The 19,042-nt window shown below is 61.0% G+C and carries 17 protein-coding genes and 1 tRNA gene; 6 read left to right on the forward strand and 12 right to left on the reverse strand.

All coding sequences use genetic code 11. The features are described 5' to 3' along the window. Positions 1-79 precede the first annotated feature (79 nt). Both tig and EOA78_RS25880 read right to left on the reverse strand, forming a co-directional pair. Positions 80-1,552, reverse strand: coding sequence for a trigger factor (gene tig / locus EOA78_RS25875; RefSeq protein WP_127317610.1), 1,473 nt, complete (start codon positions 1,550-1,552; stop codon positions 80-82). Positions 1,553-2,091: 539 nt separating this feature from the next. Then, positions 2,092-2,898, reverse strand: coding sequence for a hypothetical protein (locus EOA78_RS25880; protein WP_127317594.1), 807 nt, complete (start codon positions 2,896-2,898; stop codon positions 2,092-2,094). Between the two features lie 484 nt (positions 2,899-3,382). On the opposite strand from EOA78_RS25880, the gene EOA78_RS25885 reads away from it, so the two are divergent. Beyond that, a tRNA-Leu gene (locus EOA78_RS25885) sits at positions 3,383-3,465 on the forward strand. A gap of 237 nt (positions 3,466-3,702) precedes the next feature. Here EOA78_RS25885 and EOA78_RS25890 read toward each other — a convergent pair. Continuing rightward, positions 3,703-4,407, reverse strand: coding sequence for a class I SAM-dependent methyltransferase (locus tag EOA78_RS25890; protein WP_206533501.1), 705 nt, complete (start codon positions 4,405-4,407; stop codon positions 3,703-3,705). 779 nt (positions 4,408-5,186) lie between these two features. On the opposite strand from EOA78_RS25890, the gene EOA78_RS37765 reads away from it, so the two are divergent. Then, positions 5,187-5,318, forward strand: coding sequence for a hypothetical protein (locus EOA78_RS37765; RefSeq protein WP_281034071.1), 132 nt, complete (start codon positions 5,187-5,189; stop codon positions 5,316-5,318). Between the two features lie 35 nt (positions 5,319-5,353). Here the strand turns inward: EOA78_RS37765 and EOA78_RS25895 are convergent, their stop codons facing one another. The 3 genes from EOA78_RS25895 to EOA78_RS25905 are packed head-to-tail and all read right to left on the reverse strand — an operon-like array spanning position 5,354 to position 8,551. After that, on the reverse strand, positions 5,354-6,802 hold the full coding sequence (locus tag EOA78_RS25895) for an aromatic amino acid lyase (RefSeq protein WP_127317596.1): 1,449 nt from the start codon (positions 6,800-6,802) through the stop codon (positions 5,354-5,356). 52 nt (positions 6,803-6,854) lie between these two features. After that, entirely contained in the window at positions 6,855-7,436 is a 582-nt protein-coding gene (locus tag EOA78_RS25900; protein ID WP_127317597.1) for a GDYXXLXY domain-containing protein, read from the reverse strand. Next, positions 7,433-8,551 carry a DUF2157 domain-containing protein gene (locus EOA78_RS25905; RefSeq protein ID WP_127317598.1) on the reverse strand — a complete coding sequence of 373 codons (1,119 nt, stop codon included), beginning with the start codon at positions 8,549-8,551 and terminating at the stop codon, positions 7,433-7,435. Before EOA78_RS25905 ends, EOA78_RS25900 begins: the two co-directional genes overlap by 4 nt. Positions 8,552-8,786: 235 nt before the next feature. Between EOA78_RS25905 and EOA78_RS25910 the strand changes: the two genes are divergently transcribed. Both EOA78_RS25910 and EOA78_RS25915 read left to right on the forward strand, forming a co-directional pair. Further along, entirely contained in the window at positions 8,787-8,927 is a 141-nt protein-coding gene (locus tag EOA78_RS25910) for a DUF1127 domain-containing protein (protein ID WP_006335194.1), read from the forward strand. A 54-nt stretch (positions 8,928-8,981) separates the two neighbouring features. Further along, positions 8,982-9,122, forward strand: coding sequence for a DUF1127 domain-containing protein (locus EOA78_RS25915; RefSeq protein ID WP_023802557.1), 141 nt, complete (start codon positions 8,982-8,984; stop codon positions 9,120-9,122). Positions 9,123-9,494: 372 nt separating this feature from the next. Here EOA78_RS25915 and EOA78_RS25920 read toward each other — a convergent pair whose 3' ends face one another. Continuing rightward, positions 9,495-10,046 (reverse strand): hypothetical protein, encoded by a 552-nt coding sequence (locus EOA78_RS25920; protein ID WP_127317599.1) that lies wholly within the window; start codon positions 10,044-10,046, stop codon positions 9,495-9,497. Between the two features lie 150 nt (positions 10,047-10,196). On the opposite strand from EOA78_RS25920, the gene trmFO reads away from it, so the two are divergent. After that, on the forward strand, positions 10,197-11,606 hold the full coding sequence (trmFO, locus tag EOA78_RS25925; RefSeq protein WP_127317600.1) for a methylenetetrahydrofolate--tRNA-(uracil(54)-C(5))-methyltransferase (FADH(2)-oxidizing) TrmFO: 1,410 nt from the start codon (positions 10,197-10,199) through the stop codon (positions 11,604-11,606). Between the two features lie 24 nt (positions 11,607-11,630). Here trmFO and EOA78_RS25930 read toward each other — a convergent pair whose 3' ends face one another. The 4 genes from EOA78_RS25930 to yajC form a co-directional block, all read right to left on the reverse strand. Further along, positions 11,631-12,482 (reverse strand): phytoene/squalene synthase family protein, encoded by an 852-nt coding sequence (locus EOA78_RS25930; protein WP_164783941.1) that lies wholly within the window; start codon positions 12,480-12,482, stop codon positions 11,631-11,633. Position 12,483: 1 nt separating this feature from the next. Beyond that, complete coding sequence (locus tag EOA78_RS25935) at positions 12,484-12,873, reverse strand: Mth938-like domain-containing protein (protein ID WP_127317601.1); 390 nt, start codon at positions 12,871-12,873, stop codon at positions 12,484-12,486. Positions 12,874-12,888: 15 nt separating this feature from the next. Then, positions 12,889-15,441 (reverse strand): protein translocase subunit SecDF, encoded by a 2,553-nt coding sequence (gene secDF / locus EOA78_RS25940; protein ID WP_127317602.1) that lies wholly within the window; start codon positions 15,439-15,441, stop codon positions 12,889-12,891. Positions 15,442-15,763: 322 nt separating this feature from the next. Next, positions 15,764-16,102, reverse strand: a complete 339-nt coding sequence (yajC, locus tag EOA78_RS25945; protein WP_065007771.1) for a preprotein translocase subunit YajC — start codon at positions 16,100-16,102, stop codon at positions 15,764-15,766. 290 nt (positions 16,103-16,392) lie between these two features. Between yajC and EOA78_RS25950 the strand changes: the two genes are divergently transcribed. Then, positions 16,393-17,268, forward strand: a complete 876-nt coding sequence (locus EOA78_RS25950; RefSeq protein ID WP_127317603.1) for an ATP-binding protein — start codon at positions 16,393-16,395, stop codon at positions 17,266-17,268. Between the two features lie 150 nt (positions 17,269-17,418). On the opposite strand, the gene EOA78_RS25955 is transcribed toward EOA78_RS25950, so the two are convergent. Continuing rightward, entirely contained in the window at positions 17,419-18,918 is a 1,500-nt protein-coding gene (locus EOA78_RS25955) for a peptidoglycan DD-metalloendopeptidase family protein (protein WP_127317604.1), read from the reverse strand. Positions 18,919-19,042 lie beyond the last annotated feature (124 nt).

Consider the following 19,042-nt stretch of genomic DNA (forward strand, 5'->3'; position numbering starts at 1 on the left):
GGCGGCGGCCTTACGACGTCGACGGCAACGAAAAAGGCCGCCTTCGTGGGCGGCCTTTCACAATTCGCAGAATGCCGTGTCATTCCGCGTCCTTGGCAGCTTTCTTCTTCGGCGCGGCCTTCTTCTTGGGCTCTTCCGCATCGTCGGCCTGCTTGGCGTCGGCCTTCTTCGCAGCGGCTTTCTTCGCCGGCTTCGCCTTGGCCGTCTCGGTGTCCTCGTCGTCGGCCATCAGCTCTTCCTTGCTAACCTTGACGTCGGTGACCGAGATCTGGCCGAGCAGATGGTCGACCACCTTCTCCTCGAATAGCGGCGCGCGCAGCGTGTTCAGCGCTTCGGGGTTGCTGCGGTAGAATTCGAAGGCTTCCTGCTGCTGGTTGGCCGGGTAGCGGCGCACCTGCTCGAACAGGCCACGCTGCAATTCGTCGTCCGACACCGTCACGCCGGCCTTCTCGCCGATTTCGGCGAGAACCAGGCCGAGACGCACGCGGCGCTCGGCAAGCCGCATATATTCGGCGCGCGCCTCTTCTTCCGTCGTCTCCTCGTCGGCGAAGGTGCGGCCGGCGGCTTCCAGATCGCGATTGACCTGGTTCCAGATGTTGTTGAACTCGGCCTCGACGAGCTTCGACGGTGCCTCGAACGAGTAGGCGGCATCGAGCTGGTCGAGCAGCTGGCGCTTGATCTTCTGGCGCGTCATCGAGCCGAACTGGTTCTCGATCTGGCCGCGCACCACTTCACGCAGGCGCTCCAGCGACTCCAGGCCGAGATTCTTGGCCATTTCGTCGTTGATTTCCAACGCACCGGGCTTGGACACTTCCTTGACGGTGACGTCGAAGGTCGCTTCCTTGCCGGCCAGATGCGCCGCTTGGTAGTTTTCCGGGAACGTGACCGTGACCTGCGTCTCGTCGCCGGCCTTGCTGCCGATGAGCTGATCCTCGAAGCCGGGAATGAATTCCTTGGAGCCGAGCACCAGCGGCTGGTCCGTGCCGGCGCCGCCGCTGAAGGCTTCGCCGTCGATCTTGCCGACATAGTCGATCGTCACTCGGTCGCCTTCGGCGGCCTTGCCGGCCTTCGGCTCATAGGTGCGCGCCGATTCGGCGACACGCTGGACCTGCTCGTCGATTTCCGAATCCGGCACGTCGAACACCTGACGCGTCACCTTGATGTCGGAGAAATCCTTGATCTCGATCGGCGGGATGATCTCGTAGTTCAGGCGGAACTCGAAGTCTGCGCCGCCGGCCAGGATCTTCTCGGCCTCCTTCTCGTCCTCGGTCATGATCACTTCGGGCTGCATGGCGGCCTTTTCGCCGCGCCCGGTAATGATCGAACGGGTCGAATCGTTGAGGATCTCGTTGACCACCTCGGCCATGAACGACTTGCCGTAGACCTTGCGCAGGTGCTGCACGGGCACCTTGCCGGGGCGGAAGCCGTTGATACGGACCTTGTTCCTGGCATCGGAAAGCCGCGCCATCAGCTTGGCTTCCATGTCACCGGCCGGCACGGTGATCTTGATCTCGCGCTTGAGACCGGAGTTGAGCGTTTCGGTGACCTGCATCATAGAACCTTTGTTTCCACCAATGAGGCAGCCAAACGGCTCCTGCCGTTTACAGCCTGCCGGTATTATCTTGCCGGGAATGGCTTTTGGTGCGGGACTTGGCGATCTGTCCGCCCTACGCGGCTCAAACCCTTCAGAAATACGCTCCAAAATGTGAATAAGTCTCTGTTTTTCCTACTTCTTATCACATTCTGCAGAAGCGGATCGTCGCATCCCGTCACATTCGACACGCCTTTTGTCACAGGCTCGGCTAATTTTCAACCATCTTCGCATCTACAGCGCCGCGCGTCCTCTTGGACGCGCAAAGGACGCTGTAGCACCTTGATTTTGGCGCGTGATCCTTTCCAAAATCGATTTTCGGGATTATGCGCCGGCGAACGGCCCCTATTTTGACCGCGACATTGACAGAATGATGGCTCAGCGCTGCGATCCTGACGCAGAGAAGCCCGCCACGTTGCGAGTGGCGGGCCGGCCGCGAGCCCAGGAGAGTATTGTCAAGCCTCCACGGCCGATGCGGTACTCCCGTTTGAGCAGTCTCCTCAGCGGCGTGCGATCAGCAAGCAAAGCTCACGTAGGTCGCGATCGTATGTGCTGCCGCTCCCGAGCACGTCGACGCAGCGCTTCTTCATCCGTATCAGCTGGTTGCTGGACATCTGCGCGACCAGGCTCACGCCGTGAGTGCCGGGTGTTCCAGGAGTCCCGGCTGTGCTAAGAAGGGTTCCGCCGCCCACGCGGACACCGCTCGTCGCACTAACGCGGACACCGCTCGTCGCACTAACATTGGCACCCACACCCGGTGTAATGCCGCCGGTGCCGCCAACATTGGCGCCTGCGCCGGCAGTGATACTACCAGAGCCACCGACATTGGCACCCCCACCAGCGGCAAGGCCTCTGCTGCCGCCAATCGATGTCCCGGCGCCGGCATCCGCTCCGCTACCGCCGATCGAGGCCCCGGCTCCCGCCTTAACACTGCCGCTATCCCCGATCGAGGCGCCGAGACCGGCAGTAATGCCCCTGCTGCCGCCAATTGATGCACCGGCGCCGGCATTCACTCCGCTCCTACCGCCGATCGAGGCGCCGAGACTAGCGGTAATGCGCCTGCTGGCGCCAACCGATACACTGGAGCCGGCATTCACCCCGCTACTACCGCCGATCGAGGCGCCAGCTCCCGCGATGCCGCCACTGCCGCCGATCGAGGCGCCGAGACCGGCGTTTACTCCGCCTCGGCCACCAACTGATGCGCCGGCTCCGACGCTAACGCCGCCTGCGCTGGAAGGAAAAGACAGAGATACAACAAGTGCACCACCGGCCAAAGCTGTGGCGAAACGCTTAACGACATTTGCCATGACACTCTCCTTTGGTAGCTACCTCAGCAGCAGTTTCAAAGCCTGCTACTTTGGCGACAACGAAGTCAGAGACTTTTTGAATTGCTAACCCGGAACTTGTTTACGATCGTGACTTACGGGTAGCAAAAAATTCCGAATCAATTTGAAAGAATTGTGAATACATTCCCAGGCAGAAAAACCTGACCGCCGATGAGTTCGTTCGCGCCGCCGTCGCCTACTTTGGACGGGAGATCCGCGCCGTGGCCGCCGATGCACCATCTGGTGCTCATCTTTGCCGACAGCTTTGCAATAAACCCTAAATATGATCCGTCAGGTCGAGCGCGACGCCAACGCGTGGCGCGGCGTGAAGTCCACGGTCCACCGACAGGGGACTTGCCCAGGCGACTGGCATAGACGGCAAGCGGGGGCCGAAAAACCTCGAAAATCTAAGTCTTGAACTTATGACACAGCTTGTGACATAGACGTGTTACGGCACACCAAGCCAGCGGGTATGGCGGAATTGGTAGACGCACCAGATTTAGGTTCTGGCGTGAGAACGTGGGGGTTCGAGTCCCTCTACCCGCACCACGATTTTTGCGTGTATCTCTCATTAAACTCTTGTTATCCCCCAGCAGTGCATCGGCTTCCCTGCGTTTTTGCAGCTCCAGATCCAGGCGGCGCCAGATCGGCAGATAGAGATCGGCCTTGCGGCCGGCCTTGTCCATCAAGCGCGCGACCGTGTCAGCGAGTGGGCTGCGTTTAATGGGTATTACGTTTGAAACCTAGCTTAGCTAGGCACGCGCCCCGTGTCTCTAGCTGGAGCATTTAAGTGCAGACGAACAACTCGCCGGTCGTCAGGTGATTCAGCCCATACCTGCCAACGTCGCGTGGGTCGAAATCGCGAGCAGTGATCATTTCGACATTGAAACCGGCCGCCTTCAAGCGGTCCTCTATGTCGAACCCGTATAGCCTTACGTGATCGATCTGGCCAAACTTTTCAATCCGAGATTCTGGCGTTGTGACCGTGGGGTCCTCGTAGGTCTTTCTGCGCCATATCGGGACGGCCACGACGCATGTTCCGCCTTTCGTTAGTACCCGGCGCAACTCCGAAAACGCCGCGCGATCGTCTGGGACATGTTCCAGAACGTTTGAGCACCAAATGAATTCGAAGCTCTCGTCCGAGTAGGATAATTTTGTGATGTCCTCGACCTCCATCGCCAATCCCGGTTCAAGGTCGCAACTGACATACCTGCGGGAGATGCTTCTGAGCCATTTTTCAATTGGCTTCTCTGGGGCGAAATGAAGGGTGCTTTGGAGGTCCTTCAGCTTCGACCGAAGAGCAAAATAGCCAAGACGGTGACGCTCCAGGCTACCGCATTTCGGACAGTATGAATCGGCTGACGGCTTGCGCGGATTAAGCCGTGGCCGGAACTCACTTCCCTCCCAGCCGCAGAATAGACATTCACGTCCCTTTCCAAGGTCCGAGAGAGCGTAAACCAAGCGCCGTCGTACGAAATCTACTATCGTCACGTTCACTGCCCTTACCTGCGATCGATGGCTGACCGCATAGAGCACGATTGTTGGAATCGCAAGTGTATCGGGAAGAGCCGGCTGGCCGTTCAACTTACAAGCGATTGCCGTCCGGCCTCTGCTGTTCGACCACCAAATCAGGCACATCGAGCCTATCTTCACGACCGGGACGCGCCGATCCCGAGAGCGCGACGAGCCCTCCATCGTGCAAAGCCGGAAAACTCGACCTTCCGGCGGTCCAAGAATGGTATCGGATCAAAAACGGCCGAGGCTCTAATCGCCACTGGATGAAAGTTCAGTGGCAGGTCAGAAGCTATCGTTGACGGATCTCGGTATTTTCACCGGCCTGTCACGCCGGAAGTCTAACCGAAAAAAGTTTTACAATTTTCTCCTAACCCATTGAAATCAAACGAGCGGATTTTCGCCGGTTTTACACAGAAGCCTTGGAATCCAAAGGAATGGGCTAGCTAGTCGGCAGTTCCGAAATCGCGTGTGCTTTCAAAGGGGTCAAAAATCTTAGGTGCACTCTACCCGCACCACTGCTCCCCTAGAAAAGTGGATTAAGGTTCCAGTGCCGAAAGCGTAGGGTTCGTGTCCCTTCATCGCACCAAGTTTTTCGCCAGAAGGCCTGGAAACGCCGCGTTCTCCCAGGTGCGATCTGTTCGGCAGAGCATCAATTGGCCCTTGCGAAAGCTGATCCTGCTCAAGATGACTGCCGGGAACCAGCCTCGGCAAAACACGTTGCTAAGTCATCGACCTTCACAAAAAGGATCCGTGCGATGGCGAAAGACCTATCTCGCGAGGAAGAGAAACGCGGCACCGGAAAGGTCTTCATGTGGGGCGCCGTGATCATCGCTCTGCTTTTTGTTGCCCTAATGGCCGTGTTCATCCTTGGGCCGTTCTGGTCTTAGCCGCCATTTTTGGGCATCGTGAAACTGCAGGCCGCTTACTCCTCAAAGACCTGGCGCGTGAACCACTCGGTCAAATTCGCAAGTTCAGGTCCCAGCACGCGATCGTCGCCGACCGGCGGCACGATGCTTCTGATATCCGCGACGAACGACAGAAGCGCCGGAGGCGCCACACGCTCGGTTACGTGCAGCGCCTGCGAGGCGATCACCGCCAGCATCGCCATCGCGGCATCGAGGCAGCGGCCGGCGCGTGCTTCCTTCGTCCAGGCGAGGAACACCGTCGTCGCTACATCATCCTGGCCGGCGCCGGCCGATTCCGTTCCCGGGATGAAAGTGCGCTGCGCCGCGAGTTTCGCCTGCTCCAGATAGCCCGTGATCGCCATCGGCACATAGCCGACATTGCCGTGACCATCGCTGTCACTCCAGTCCCGCCCCGTCAAAAGCAGATCGGGCAGGAGCGATACCTTGCCGTTCAAAAGCTTCGAGGCGTGGCGGTCGCATAAGAGGCAGATATCGGCCCATATCGCTGCCAGATCATCCAGGGCGGGTGTTGCCATGGCATTGTGATAGCCGCCTGTGCTGATGCAGCGCCCGAGCGGGTGCCCGTCGTCAGGCGGGATGTAGACCGGGTTGTCCGATACCGAAGCGAGCGACACAGTAGCCGCCCGCTCTGCCGACGCCAGCGCGCGATGCGCCTGCCCCAGGATGCGAGGAACGATTCGGTAGCTGACCGGTGCCTGATAATTGCGGCGCCCGGTTCCGGCGCCTGCAAGAAACTCTCTTAATCCGCGCAGGGCCGTTGCTTCGTGTTCATCGCCCCAAAGCGCGTCGAGCGCCGGATCGTAATGCTCGAGCGGCGCGCGAAACGCCTCGATCGAAAGCGCAAAGACTTTTTCGGCAAGGCGAATGCGGCGGCGAGCCGCCAAGGCCGCGTCGGCCACTAGCGCGGCAGCGCAAGGCGAGCCATTGATCAAAGATCCCCGTTCCTTGACTTCCAGTTCGAAGCGCGTCGAAAGTTCCGCAAAGAGCGGATAGAGGGCGAGGATTTCACCGGCGCCACCTTGGCCGGAGGACGGCACCATGGGCATGGGTTTGCCGTCCAGCATCGCGGCGACGGCGAGCGCCATGCGCGGTGTCGTCGCGGCGTTTCCTTCGAGGAAATTGGCCAGGCGGGCGAGCACGATCGCCCGTACCACGCGATCTGGTAAAGGCTCGCCGAACGATGTGGCGGCTGCGAACGCCTTGATGCGCGCATGGCGACCCCGCTCGCCAAGTTCGAGCCGCCTGCTCGCCAGTTCTCCCATAGCGGTGGTTACGCCATAGATGACCGGTACAGGCTCGGTTTCAATAAGACGCAGGAACGACGCGCGACACTCTGCGATGCGCTGCAAGGCCTTGCCGCTGATTTGCACCGTGTCTTTCTTCCAGGCGACGCGGAAAACGGAGCTGAGATTTATGTCTTCTCGTGTCGTCAGGATAGTTGTCATGTTTGATGCTGTCCGAGCGGCCACGCTTTCCCAATTCTAATCCGGGCCAATTCTAATAAAGTGGTTCCTCGAACAGCGTCTTGTCGCCGTCCATCAGCGCCTTGATCTGCCCGGCGCCATCGGCTGCGATTGCGACGCGGACGCCGAACGGTCGCACCCGCATATCGTTCTGGATCGCTATTCCCTCGCCTTCCGGCAGGTAGAAACGTTCAATGCCGTAATCCGGCGCGATCATCGTGGCTGCGCTGAGATCCCACCCCGCGGACACATGCCCGACGATGTCGATTTCGTCGGATGCTGCCGGCGCCGGCGCTTGCCCGAACCAGGCCGCGGTCGCCTCCCAATAGCCGTCGGCGCCCTGCTTCAGCCTGACAACGATCGGCGTGTCGTCGCTCGTGAGCTTGCCGGCTGGAACGTTGGCGATCAGCTTCACCGGTATGCGCGAAATATCGTAGCCAAGGCGAATGAAGTCGCCGCGCAGCAGATCGCGCGGATCGATCGGTTCGACCCTAAGCAGCACTTGCTTGCCGTCGCGCAGGATCGCCGCCCGACCAGCGATGATCCAGCTCAGGAAGCCGATCTGGACGAGCGCCAGCACCACCGCCGAGATGATCAGTCTTTTACCGGTCATCATGCCGCCGCTCCTTCTCCGCTCGGGGACCTCATGCGCTTTTCAATGCGGAGGATGACAAGAGCAAGGATGCCGAGAAGCACTGCCGCCGCGAGGAAGAAGCCTGCCGTGTCGAGCATCGATCGCAACATCACCATGTAAATGATGGCGAGTTCGAAGGCGAAGCCGGCATAGGCAACCCAGCGCAAGCCCCTGCTGTCGCGTCCGCCCAGCACGATTGCCGCGACAAGGCCGGCAAGCGCAACGGCCGAGGCAATGGCAAAGCCGCTGTTGTAGCTGCTTAAATCGGCTAATTCGAACTGGATCATCGCCAGGCCGGTGAGAAATCCGACCAGCGCGTGCAAGGGCAGCCGGCCGCCCAGCTGCAGTATCCAGTCGACGGGCTCGGCAGCGAAGATCGCAGCCGAGAAAAGCAGCACCGACACGACGACGAGCGGCACAGCGACCTGCATTGTTTCGTATTCCGTAAACATCAGCACGAGATAGAAGATGACCGACAGGATGATCAGGTGGCGCGCCGCCTGGCTGCGGCTCCAGAAAGAAATGGCGAACAACACGCTCGCCATGACGACGAAAAGATGCGGAAATTCCGCGCGACTGAAATAATCGAACCCCTTCAGGAACAGCCAGGCATCGGCAATGCCGACAGCAGCGACTGTCAACGGGTTCGAGCGCAGCGCAACCGCAGCCAAGGCCGTACCAGCGCCCCAGGTGATCAAGGCCGATGTCTCGTCGCCGGATAAATGATACATCTGGCCGATCAGCGCGATCGATCCGCCGAATGCCGCCGCGGCGACCATCCAAAGTGCCTCACCGAGCGCAGGATGGTCGCGCGTCTTCAGCACCGCGCCGCCGACATAGCAGGCGAGGATGATGGCGAAGAGCGCCGCCACCCGCGCCAGCCGCGGGATGGCTTCCCAATTGGCGGCGACGAAGATCAGGATGGCGGCGCCAAACAGCAGCGCCGCCATCATGGCCAGGATCGAACCGAAGCTCAGCGATGTCCGTTGATTGGCCTCGACGTCGCGCGTCAGCGCGCCGGCCGTCGAGGCATCGATCAGGCCAGCCTGCAGCCATCGTGCGATATCGGCCCTGACGCGTGACGAATAGCTCGCCATGCCTTCTCCCCCAGCTTGGTCTTTTTTTCAGCCGCCCCGGCCAAACCGTTGACGCTGCGACATTTTCCGATTCGGGTTTATCTATGTCGAAGACGCGAGCGCGCGGTGATGGTGCATTGCACAATTTGCATTGCTGCCATGCACCAATAGCGCTTTTAAATCGATATGACCCCACCTATCTTCACGGCGTACACAAAGACGGAATGATCCGAAAGAAAGACGAAACGAGAATACCATGAACCTGATCCGCAACTATCGCAACTGGCGCCGCTACCGGGACACCGTTTCCGAGCTGAGCCGCCTGAGCAACCGCGAACTGACCGACCTCGGCATCAGCCGCAGCGACATCCACTACGTCGCCCGCAAGGCGGTCTAATCCTCTTCGGACCGCAAATGGTCCGAACCAGTTTGACTTGAAAAGAGAACGACAATGAACCTGATCCGCAACTATCGTAACTGGCGCGTTTATCGCTCGACGGTTACCGAGCTGGGTCGCCTTTCGAACCGCCAGCTGCATGATCTCGGCATCGTCCGCGAAGAGATCAAGAGCATCGCCCGCAAGGCGATCTAGTCAAGGAATTTCGCCAGGGTCGACCTCCTCCCCGACCCTGACGAATACGGTCAGCCTTCACCTCCTCCTGAGGGTTGACCACAAAAACGGCGCCCGCCGCACCTCCTCCCGCGGCGGGCGCTGTTTCCAAGAGCGAAACGTTCGTCCGCGAGGCGAAACGAATTTCGTCCCAAAAGGGTTTCGCCCCTTCACCAGGCGAAAGGAATTTCGTCAAAGCCGACCTCCTCCCCGGCGATGACGAATACGGTCGATCTTCACCTCCTCCCGAGGATCGGCCAGCAAAACGACACCCGCCGGACCTCCTCCCCCGGCGGGTGTTGTTGTTTTCAGAGTCGAAGCAAGTCCGAGAGCCGTTTTGGCGGGGGACAGTCGTCAGTCCAGCGCACCGCTTTCCAGCACGCCCCGTTTCTTCCACTGGCTCAGCGGAAAAATGTCCGGTGCGCCGCCCATCGGCGCATACCAGGAATCCACCACCCATTCGGTGCCCCCGCGGTCGCTGATCACCGCCGTCCAATGGGGATAGCGCCCGTCGACAAACAAGCCTCGCGAGGCGTTGTCCTCGACCTTGTGAAACCTGAGCAATTTTCGCTCGGCAAGATAGACCAGCAGCGCATGCGTATTGGTCGATTCGTCGACACAATCCATCTGGCCCCTGATGCGCGATGCACCGAATTGCGAATGCGGCAGATCGCGAATGCCGATGGCCCAGAAAATGCGCTGCTCGAAATAGCGGACCGCCTTCGAAATAGCTGAGCGCTCGGCTTGGGGCGAACCCGCACCCGCACGCAGGATAGAGCGGAAACGCGCGCCGTCACCGGGGCCAAGCGCCAGCATCGTTCGATAGTTGCAGCTGTAGCCGTGGCATATGGGGATCCGCTTGGAAGACGTCGCGGCCAGTTCGCCGGCGGCCGCTGATCCGCTCATGGCGATCACGACTGTCAAAAAGGTAGCTCCGGCAAAGATCCCGAGACTCCCGTCCATTCTCCGATAGTAGACGATTGCAGCACTTGGCGCCAACAGTGCGACGAACTCATGCAATTGCAATCGCAGCTACAAGGGATTATTTCGGCGCTCATGAACAAGAATCCCATTCACGTCATCGGCGGCGGCCTCGCCGGCTCCGAAGCCGCTTGGCAGGCGGCCGAAGCCGGCGTTCCCGTTGTTCTGCATGAAATGCGTCCCGTGCGCGGCACCGATGCGCACAAGACGGATGGGCTGGCCGAGCTCGTCTGTTCCAATTCCTTCCGTTCCGACGATGCGCAAACCAACGCCGTCGGTCTGTTGCACGCCGAAATGCGGCTGGCCGGTTCGCTGATCATGAGCGCTGGCGATGCCAACCAGGTGCCCGCCGGCGGTGCGCTTGCCGTTGACCGCGACGGATTTTCCGAAGCGGTGACCAAAAAGCTCGAAGCGCACCCGCTCATCACCATCCAGCGCGAGGAAGTGCCCGGCCTGCCGCCGGCGGATTGGGACCAGGCGATCATCGCCACCGGGCCGCTGACCGCACCGTCGCTCGCCCAATCGATCGCGGAAGTGACCGGCGCCGATGCGCTCGCCTTCTTCGATGCCATCGCGCCGATCGTCCATTTCGACACGATCGACATGGACGTTTGCTGGTTCCAGTCACGCTACGACAAGGTCGGGCCTGGCGGCACCGGCAAGGACTACATCAACTGTCCGATGGATAAGGAGCAGTACCTTGCCTTCGTGCGGGCACTTGTCGACGGTCAGAAAACCGAATTCAAGCAATGGGAAGGCACGCCATATTTCGACGGCTGCCTGCCGGTCGAGATCATGGCCGAGCGCGGCGTCGAGACGCTGCGTCATGGGCCGATGAAGCCGATGGGGCTGACCAATGCGCACAACCCATCGGTGAAGGCCTATGCCGTCGTGCAACTTCGCCAGGACAATGCGCTGGGCACGCTCTACAACATGGTCGGCTTCCAGACCAAGCTGAAGCATGCCGAGCAGGTGCGCGTGTTCCGCACCATCCCGGGCCTCGAAAACGCCGAGTTCGCTCGCCTCGGCGGCCTGCACCGCAACACCTACATCAATTCGCCGACGCTGCTCGACCATTCGCTGCAGTTGAAATCGCGGCCCGGCCTGCGCTTCGCCGGCCAGATCACCGGCTGCGAAGGCTATGTCGAAAGTGCGGCCATCGGCCTGCTTGCCGGGCGCTTTGCCGCCGCCGAGCGACTGGGCCACGCGCCGGCGTTGCCGCCGATGACCACAGCCTTTGGCGCGCTGCTCAACCATATCATCGGCGGTCACATCGTTTCCGACGACGAGCCGGGAAAGCGCTCCTTCCAGCCGATGAATATCAATTTCGGCCTGTTTCCCCCTGTGGAAGCGCCGAAAGCCGAGGGAAAGCGCCTGCGCGGCAAGGATAAGACCGTCGTCAAGCGGCGTGCGGTGACGTCACGCGCGCTGGCCGACTGCCGCCAATGGCTGGGATTGCCTTCGCGAGCGGAAGCAGCGGAGTAGCAGTTACGGAGTTCGTGTCAGCCTTCAGGCGACCGGCCAGCCTCGCGTCGCGCGACGCAAGAGCAGCCAATGGCGGCGCCAGGCCGAGAGCTGCGCCACGCCGTTCAGAGGTGAATGAGGAGAACTTCCCATCTTGCCGAGATAGGCGCGCGACAAGGCCAGCGGCAAAAATGCCGGTCGAAGCGAAACCGGCAAAGCCGATGCACCGCTTTCGAAAGCGGCAAGATGTTCTTGCGCCAGCGCGATCATCGCGGCGACGGCGCGTTGCGCTCCAGGCCCACCATCGCCCGCAACGAACTCTGCCGGCGAGGACCCTGCGGCCGCCAGAATGTCGGCCGGAAAAAAGCATTGCCCGCGCTTGCGATGCAGCGGCAGCAGCAGCAAAAAGCCGGTCATCGCCTGTGCACAACCGGCCCTTCCGGCAAGTTCGGCAAACCGTGGTGCTTCGACGGGATCAAGCACCATCGCTGCAAGCTGGATGAGCGCCGCTGCGGTCTCGCCGCAATAGCCTTCCAGATCCGTCCGCGACGGCATAGGGTCGTCATAGAGATCGAAGATACGGGCTTCGAGCATGTTCTCGAAGGCAGATTTCGGCAGGCGGTGGGCGGAAATCGTGGCCGTCAACGCGTCCGCAACCGGATGGCCGGTGCCTGCCCCATCGTCCTCGGCTGCGATGACATCGCGCCACCATTGCAGCCGCACTTCGCCGGGCAGCGCCTCGCGGATACGGTCGCGGATGCCTGATATCTCGGCATTGAAGGCATAAAGCGAAAAAAGTGCCTCACGCTTGTCTTCAGGCGCATAGAGCGCGGAAACATAGCGGTCATGGTCGGCGGCTCGCACCGTTTGCATGACGATTTTGGCGTTCTCGCTCACGTCACTCGACGGCAATCAGTGCGGCGGCCACCGCACGGTTTTCCGCCAGAAGAACATTGTAGGTCCGCACGGCCGCGCCGGTCGACATCGAATCGGCCGCAATGCCCGCCGCTTTCAGCGCGGTACGCAACGCGGCCGGCAACGGCTTGAGATCCTTGCCGGCGCCGACCAGCAGGATCTCGACCTTGTCAGCTTCATTGAGCAGCTTGGCGAAATCCGCCGCCGTCAGTGCCAGGGGATCGGCCGGCTCCCAACCGTAGATGCCCGACGGCAGGCACAGAAGCGAGCCGCGATGCGACATGTCGGCGAAACGAAACCCGCCATTGCCATAGGCGTCGATCGGCGCACGGCCGGGGAAATGCGCTTCGCGGATGACGATGCCTTTGGTCATCCCGTTGGCCGCCCGTCAGGTCGCCAGGGCTTTGCCGCCGCTCACCGGCTTCTCCTCATCGGCCGTCGCGGCCTGCGGCCGCAGCTTGAACAGGATGAGGAGTGGCGCGGCGATAAAGATCGACGAATAGGTTCCGAAGACCACGCCGAACAGCATCGCCAGCGTGAACGAGCGGATCACCTCGCCGCCGAACAGCACCAGCGCCAGCAGCGCTAGCATCGTCGTCACCGAGGTCAGCGTCGTTCTGGACAGCGTCTCGTTGATGGCGTTATTCAACAACTGCGGCAACGGCATTCTCTTGTATTTTCGTAGGTCTTCGCGAACACGGTCATAGACGACGATCGTGTCATTGAGCGAATAGCCGATGATGGTGAGTATCGCCGCAAGCGACGACTGGTTGAATTCGAGACCGGTGATGACGAAGAAGCCGATCGTCATGACCACATCGTGGACTGTGGCGATGATGGCGCCGACCGCAAACTGCCATTCGAAACGGAACCAGACATAGATCAGGATTCCGAGCAGTGCGATCAGCATGGCGATGGTGCCTTGCTTGGCGAGTTCGCCGGAAACCGTCGGTCCCACCACCTCGACGCGGCGGAAATCGTAATGGTCCTGCAACTCGCCGCGCACCTTGTCGATGACAGTCTGTTCGGCGTTCTCGCCGCCCTCCTGCGTGCCGACGCGAATCAAGACGTCGTTCGGGTCGCCGAACTGCTGCACCTGCACTTCGCCGATGTTGAGTTCCGAAAGCCTGCCGCGGATGTCGGCGATATCAGCGGTGCCATCCTTGGCCTGGACCTCAATCAGCGAACCGCCCTTGAAGTCGATGCCGTAATTGATGTCGACAGTCATGAACAGCACGACCGCCAGGATCGACAGCACGCTGGACAGCGCGAATGTCCAGCGGCGGATGCCCATGAACGGAATTCTCGTGCCCGGCGGGACGAAGGTCACCGGCGCGCGCGGTAACTCCTTCGGGCGGGCGCGGCGGAGCCAGATCGACACCAGTAGCCGGGTGAAAGTGAACGCGGTGAAGACGGTGGTCAGAATGCCGATCGCGAAGGTTACGGCAAAGCCCTTCACCGGTCCGGTCCCGAGCCAGAACAGCACCACGGTCGCGATCAGCGAGGTGACGTTCGAATCGACGATGGTCGCCAGCGCTTTCGAAAAGCCAGTATCGATCGCCTGGATGACCGAGCGACCGTTTCGCCGTTCCTCGCGAATGCGCTCGTAGATGAGAACGTTTGAATCGACCGCCATGCCGATGGTCAGCACGATACCGGCGATGCCCGGCAATGTCAGTGTCGCGCCAAGCAACGACAACAACGCGATGATCATCGCCACATGCACCGCCAGCGCGATGTTGGCAATGAAGCCGAGGAAGCCATAGGCCACGAACATGAAAACGACGACGAGGATGGAGCCGATCACGCCGGCGACCTTGCCGGCGTGAATGGAATCCTCGCCGAGCCCAGGCCCTACCGTGCGCTCTTCGATCACCGTCAGCGTCGCCGGCAGCGCGCCGGCACGCAACAGCACGGCGAGGTCGTTGGCGCTCTCGGCGGTGAAGTTGCCCGAGATCTGGCCGCTGCCGCCAAGGATCGGTTCGCGGATCTGCGGCGCCGAAATCACCTGATTGTCCAGGATGATGGCAAACAGCTTGCCGACGTTTTGTGAGGTCGCCTGGCCGAAGCGCGCCGCTCCCTTGGAATCGAAGGTGAACGAAACCACCGGCTCGTTGGTCTGGGAATTGTACGTCGCCTGCGCATCGACGAGATTTTCACCCGAAACGATGACGCGGTTCTCGATCAGATAGGGAACCGGTGGATCATCCTGCGAATACAGAACCGAGGATCCCGCCGGCGGACGACCGTTGAGCGCGTCCTGCACCGGCATGGTCTGATCGACCATCTGGAAGGTCAGCTTGGCGGTCTGGCCAAGAATATCCTTCAGCCTTTGCGGATCCTGCAGGCCCGGCACCTGGACCAGAATGCGGTCTTCGCCTTGGCGTTGCACGATCGGCTCGGTGGTGCCGAGTTCGTTGACGCGGCGCTCGACAACCTCGAGCGACTGCGCCAGCGCCGTCGACGTGCGGTATTTGATGCCGGCATCGGTGACGGTGAATTTGAGCAGGCCGGGCTCGGAATCATCCAGCGACATCTCCTGGACCGAGCCGCCGCTGAACAGGCCGGCGGCCACCGGATCGGTCAGTGTCTTCAGCGCCGTCTTGGCGGCATCGACCTGGCCGGGATCAGTGATGCGGACCTGCACGGTCCGGCCTGATCCGGCAAGGCCGGTATAACCGATCTTGGCATCGCGCAGCAGTGTCCTGATTTGGTCGCGCGTCGTCTCCAGCCGATCCTTGGTCAGATCGTTCGGATCCATCCTGAGCAGGATATGCGAGCCGCCCTGCAGATCGAGGCCGAGCGTCATCTGGCGCTTCGGCACCCAGTTAGGAAGCTGGGCTAGCGTGCTGGCAGAGAAAAGATTGGGCGCGGCGAGGATCACTGTGGCGGCCACGGCCAGCCAGATCAGGATCATCTTGAAGCGCGAGAAATAAAGCATATGGCGTCGTCCGTCAGGGCATTCTGGCGGATCGTTCCGCCTGGAATCGGGTTATTTCTTGGCGTTCTGGTTCGCCTGCGGCTCGCCGTTGGTCCGCACATGGGCAATTATTGAGCACGGGTCAGTCACATTGGTGCTGCCATCGGGCTTTCTTCAACTGTTGTCAATCTTGCCGGCAAGGGGCCGGCGCGCAATTGCATCACGATGTCGTTGGCGCCCTGACGAGTGGCCAGCCAGATCAGAGTCGTCCTGAGCGCGAAAATACAGCAAATGGCATTTTCGGTCAGGGCGTTCCTGGCGGATCGTTCCGCCGACAATTCAGTTATTTCTTGGCGTTCTGGTTCGCCACCGGCTCGCCCTTGACGCGCACATCGGCGATCGTCGAGCGCAGCGCCGTTACCTTGGTGCCACCGCCGAGATCGATCTCGAGCTCGTTGTCGTCGATCACCTTGGTCACCTTGCCGACGAAACCGCCGCCAGTGATGACCGTGTCGCCGCGACGAACCGCCGCCAGCATCTCGCCGCGCTTCTTCAACTGCGTGCGCTGCGGCCGGATGATCAGAAAATACATGATCACGAAAATCAGAACAAACGGCAAAATGCTGATGAACATATCCGGGGAGGTGCCGACGCCTTGGGCATATGCCGGTGTCACGAACATCGAGGTACTCCTGAATTTTGAAAAACAGCCGCCAAACCGTCCTGGGGAAATTTGGCGGCCCCGTGAAATTTGGCCGGAATATAGTCGGTAAAGTTACCAATGCAACTGCGGCCAGGCATTTCAGCTGCTTTTCCGGCTGGTTGAGCCGTGTTAGAGCATGATCCCAAAAAATGGAGTGCGGTTTCGGAAAAGATCATGCTCTAACAAAAGGTTGGAGCCGGTTCCGAAACCGCCGGAATCCAATAGGTTCCGTTGTCACACTCCTGAATGCAAAAACAAAAAGACAAGAAATGAGCGACAGCACCATTGAAGCCCTGAACAAGAAGCTAGACCGTCTAATCGAGGCGGTCGCCCGCCTCGCCCCGCCGCCGGTGCCGGAAACCGACCTCGGCGAGGCCGATTGCTTCGTCTGGCAGGCTGATCCCGGCTATCTGGAGTCGGTGCTCAAGGTCAACCGCGTCGACATCGGCCTGATCCGCGGCGTCGACCGCGTCCGCGACATACTGGTCGACAACACCGAGCGCTTCGCCTTCGGTTACGCAGCCAACAACGTGCTGTTGTGGGGCGCACGGGGCATGGGCAAGTCCTCGCTGGTCAAGGCCGTGCATGCGGCGGTCAATGCCTCGGCAAAGCTGGACCTGCCGCTCAAGCTCCTCGAGATCCATCGCGAGGACATCGACCCGCTGCCGAAGCTGATGAATTTGCTGAAGGCAGCACCTTACCGGTTCATCCTGTTTTGCGACGATCTCTCCTTCGACCACGACGACACGTCCTACAAGTCGCTGAAGGCGGCGCTGGAAGGCGGCGTTGAGGGCCGCCCGGCCAATGTTATCTTCTACGCCACTTCAAACCGGCGGCACCTACTGCCGCGCGACATGATCGACAATGAGCGCTCGACCGCCATCAACCCGTCAGAGGCGGTCGAGGAAAAAGTCTCGCTGTCCGACCGTTTCGGCCTCTGGCTCGGCTTCCACAAATGCTCGCAGGACGAGTATCTCGACATGGTCGACGGCTATGTCCGCCACCACGGCCTTGCAATCGATCCCAAGACGCTGCGCGCCGAGGCGCTGGAATGGGCGACGACGCGCGGCAGCCGTTCGGGCCGCGTTGCCTGGCAATTCACCCAGGATCTGGCAGGCCGGCTCGGCAAATCGCTCAAAGATTAGGGACGAAGACGGAAAAAACCCGCCCCTTGCGGAGCGGGCTGAGCCGGCGGGCCGGACTGGAGGTCAGGCGGCGCGCAATTGCTTTTCTTGTTCTATTCGAGATAGGTCGACGGATCGACTTTGTTTGTAGGTCGAAGGATCGACTTTCTTTTATTCAAGATAGGTCGAAGGATCGACCGGCGCTGAATTCTTGCGCACTTCGAAATGCAGTTTCGGCGAGTCGGTGGTACCGCTCATGCCGGACTGCGCGATTTCCTGGCCGCGCTTGACCTTCTGGCCGCGCTGGACCTCGATCGAGCGGGTGTGGCCATAGACAGTGACCAACCCGTTCTCGTGGCGTACCAGCACCGTATTGCCGAATTCCTTGAGGCCATCGCCGGCGTAAATGACGACACCGTTCTCGGCCGCCTTGACCGGGGTTCCTTCCGGCACCGCGATGTCGACACCATCCTTGCCGCCGCCAAAGCTGGAGATCACGCGGCCGCGTACCGGCCAGCGCATCTTGCCGATACCGGTGGCGTTTGGCGCCACCGCGTCGTCGTCCTCGGCCTGCTGGATGACCTTGGCATCCTTCCTTGGCGGCGTGTAGGCGGCGAGCGTCTCCGACGGCGTGGTCTTTGCCGCAGGCGGGGTGGTGGCAGTCGTTACCGGATCGACCTTTGCCGGCTTGGCACCGGCAACCGTCGCGGTTCCGCCGGCCGGCACCTTCAGGGTCTGGCCGATCTTGAGCAGACCGTCTTGCATGCCGTTCGCCTGCTTCAACGCAATCACGCCGACGCCGGTCTTCCTGGCGATCGCCGACAGCGTATCGCCCTGCTGGACCGTGTAGGTGCCGCCGGCACCAGTCGTCTTGGGGGCGGCTTTTCCGTCCTTCGGCTGGCTTGCTGCGGCCGATGCATCCACCTGCGCGGCGGACTTGGCCTCCTTGAGCTTCGGCTGCTGCGGCAGCACGGCCACCATTTCCGGCGCTTTGGCCGGCAAATCGTGCTTGGTGTCGTTCGCAGGCTTGGCGTCCGCAAGCTTCGGCGCTGGTTTCTTGCCCGAATAGGCATAGGCCGGGATGACGAGCTTCTGGCCGGTCTTCAGCCCGTTGGTCGCGCTTAGCCCATTGACCTTCATGAGGGCATCGGCGGGCACGCCGTAGCGCCGCGACAGGCCGGAAATGGTTTCGCCGTCCTTGACGACGATCTCGGTAGCACGCGGTGCGCCGCCTGCCGTCGCCATGCGCGGAGCATCAGACTGTGCGTCCTTGAACGGCTTTGCCGCTGTCCCCGTTGCGATCCGGTCGACCTGGGGGGCGGCTGGCGCCGAAGCGGTGCGAGCCGGACTGGCGGCGGGCGCCGGCTGCGACTGGCTGACCGGCGGCAATTGCTGCGTCGTAACCGGCTCGAGGCTTGAGCGGCTGACCGACTGGGTATGGCTGCCGTCGAGCGGCGCGGCCGATACCGGCGCATCGCCAGGATAAGGCTGTGCGGCGTCCTGCTTGTCGATGATGGCGCGCTGGTTGTTGGTCGAGGAGGTAAAGACGTCGTCGACACTGTTGAACCGCGAGACCTGGGAACTGCATCCCGCTGCGGTGCCCGCAACCATGAGGACAGCGAAACCACGCGCCAGGTTGCGTCCGTTTGCCTTCAAAATACTGAATTGCATCGCTTTTACCCGCAGATACCCGGTACAGACTGACCGTGATTAAAGCGCGTTAATGTTACTGGTCGGTTAAACCTCTAGAATCAGACGCAAATTTTCTTAAAATATTTAAGGCTGGACCTGTCGG

Origin of the sequence: Mesorhizobium sp. M5C.F.Cr.IN.023.01.1.1 (genome assembly GCF_003997585.1) — a bacterium.
GTDB lineage: Bacteria > Pseudomonadota > Alphaproteobacteria > Rhizobiales > Rhizobiaceae > Mesorhizobium > Mesorhizobium wenxiniae.

Coding starts and splice junctions, on each gene's coding strand:
- trmFO (WP_127317600.1), top strand. CDS start 10,197: ATGAACAAGAATCCCATTCACGTCATCGGCGGCGGCCTCGCCGGCTCC.
- tig (WP_127317610.1), bottom strand. CDS start 1,552: ATGCAGGTCACCGAAACGCTCAACTCCGGTCTCAAGCGCGAGATCAAG.
- EOA78_RS25955 (WP_127317604.1), bottom strand. CDS start 18,918: ATGCAATTCAGTATTTTGAAGGCAAACGGACGCAACCTGGCGCGTGGT.
- EOA78_RS37765 (WP_281034071.1), top strand. CDS start 5,187: ATGGCGAAAGACCTATCTCGCGAGGAAGAGAAACGCGGCACCGGAAAG.
- secDF (WP_127317602.1), bottom strand. CDS start 15,441: ATGCTTTATTTCTCGCGCTTCAAGATGATCCTGATCTGGCTGGCCGTG.
- EOA78_RS25950 (WP_127317603.1), top strand. CDS start 16,393: ATGAGCGACAGCACCATTGAAGCCCTGAACAAGAAGCTAGACCGTCTA.
- EOA78_RS25910 (WP_006335194.1), top strand. CDS start 8,787: ATGAACCTGATCCGCAACTATCGCAACTGGCGCCGCTACCGGGACACC.
- EOA78_RS25935 (WP_127317601.1), bottom strand. CDS start 12,873: ATGACCAAAGGCATCGTCATCCGCGAAGCGCATTTCCCCGGCCGTGCG.
- EOA78_RS25905 (WP_127317598.1), bottom strand. CDS start 8,551: ATGGCGAGCTATTCGTCACGCGTCAGGGCCGATATCGCACGATGGCTG.
- yajC (WP_065007771.1), bottom strand. CDS start 16,102: ATGTTCGTGACACCGGCATATGCCCAAGGCGTCGGCACCTCCCCGGAT.
- EOA78_RS25880 (WP_127317594.1), bottom strand. CDS start 2,898: ATGGCAAATGTCGTTAAGCGTTTCGCCACAGCTTTGGCCGGTGGTGCA.
- EOA78_RS25920 (WP_127317599.1), bottom strand. CDS start 10,046: ATGAGCGGATCAGCGGCCGCCGGCGAACTGGCCGCGACGTCTTCCAAG.
- EOA78_RS25900 (WP_127317597.1), bottom strand. CDS start 7,436: ATGATGACCGGTAAAAGACTGATCATCTCGGCGGTGGTGCTGGCGCTC.
- EOA78_RS25915 (WP_023802557.1), top strand. CDS start 8,982: ATGAACCTGATCCGCAACTATCGTAACTGGCGCGTTTATCGCTCGACG.
- EOA78_RS25895 (WP_127317596.1), bottom strand. CDS start 6,802: ATGACAACTATCCTGACGACACGAGAAGACATAAATCTCAGCTCCGTT.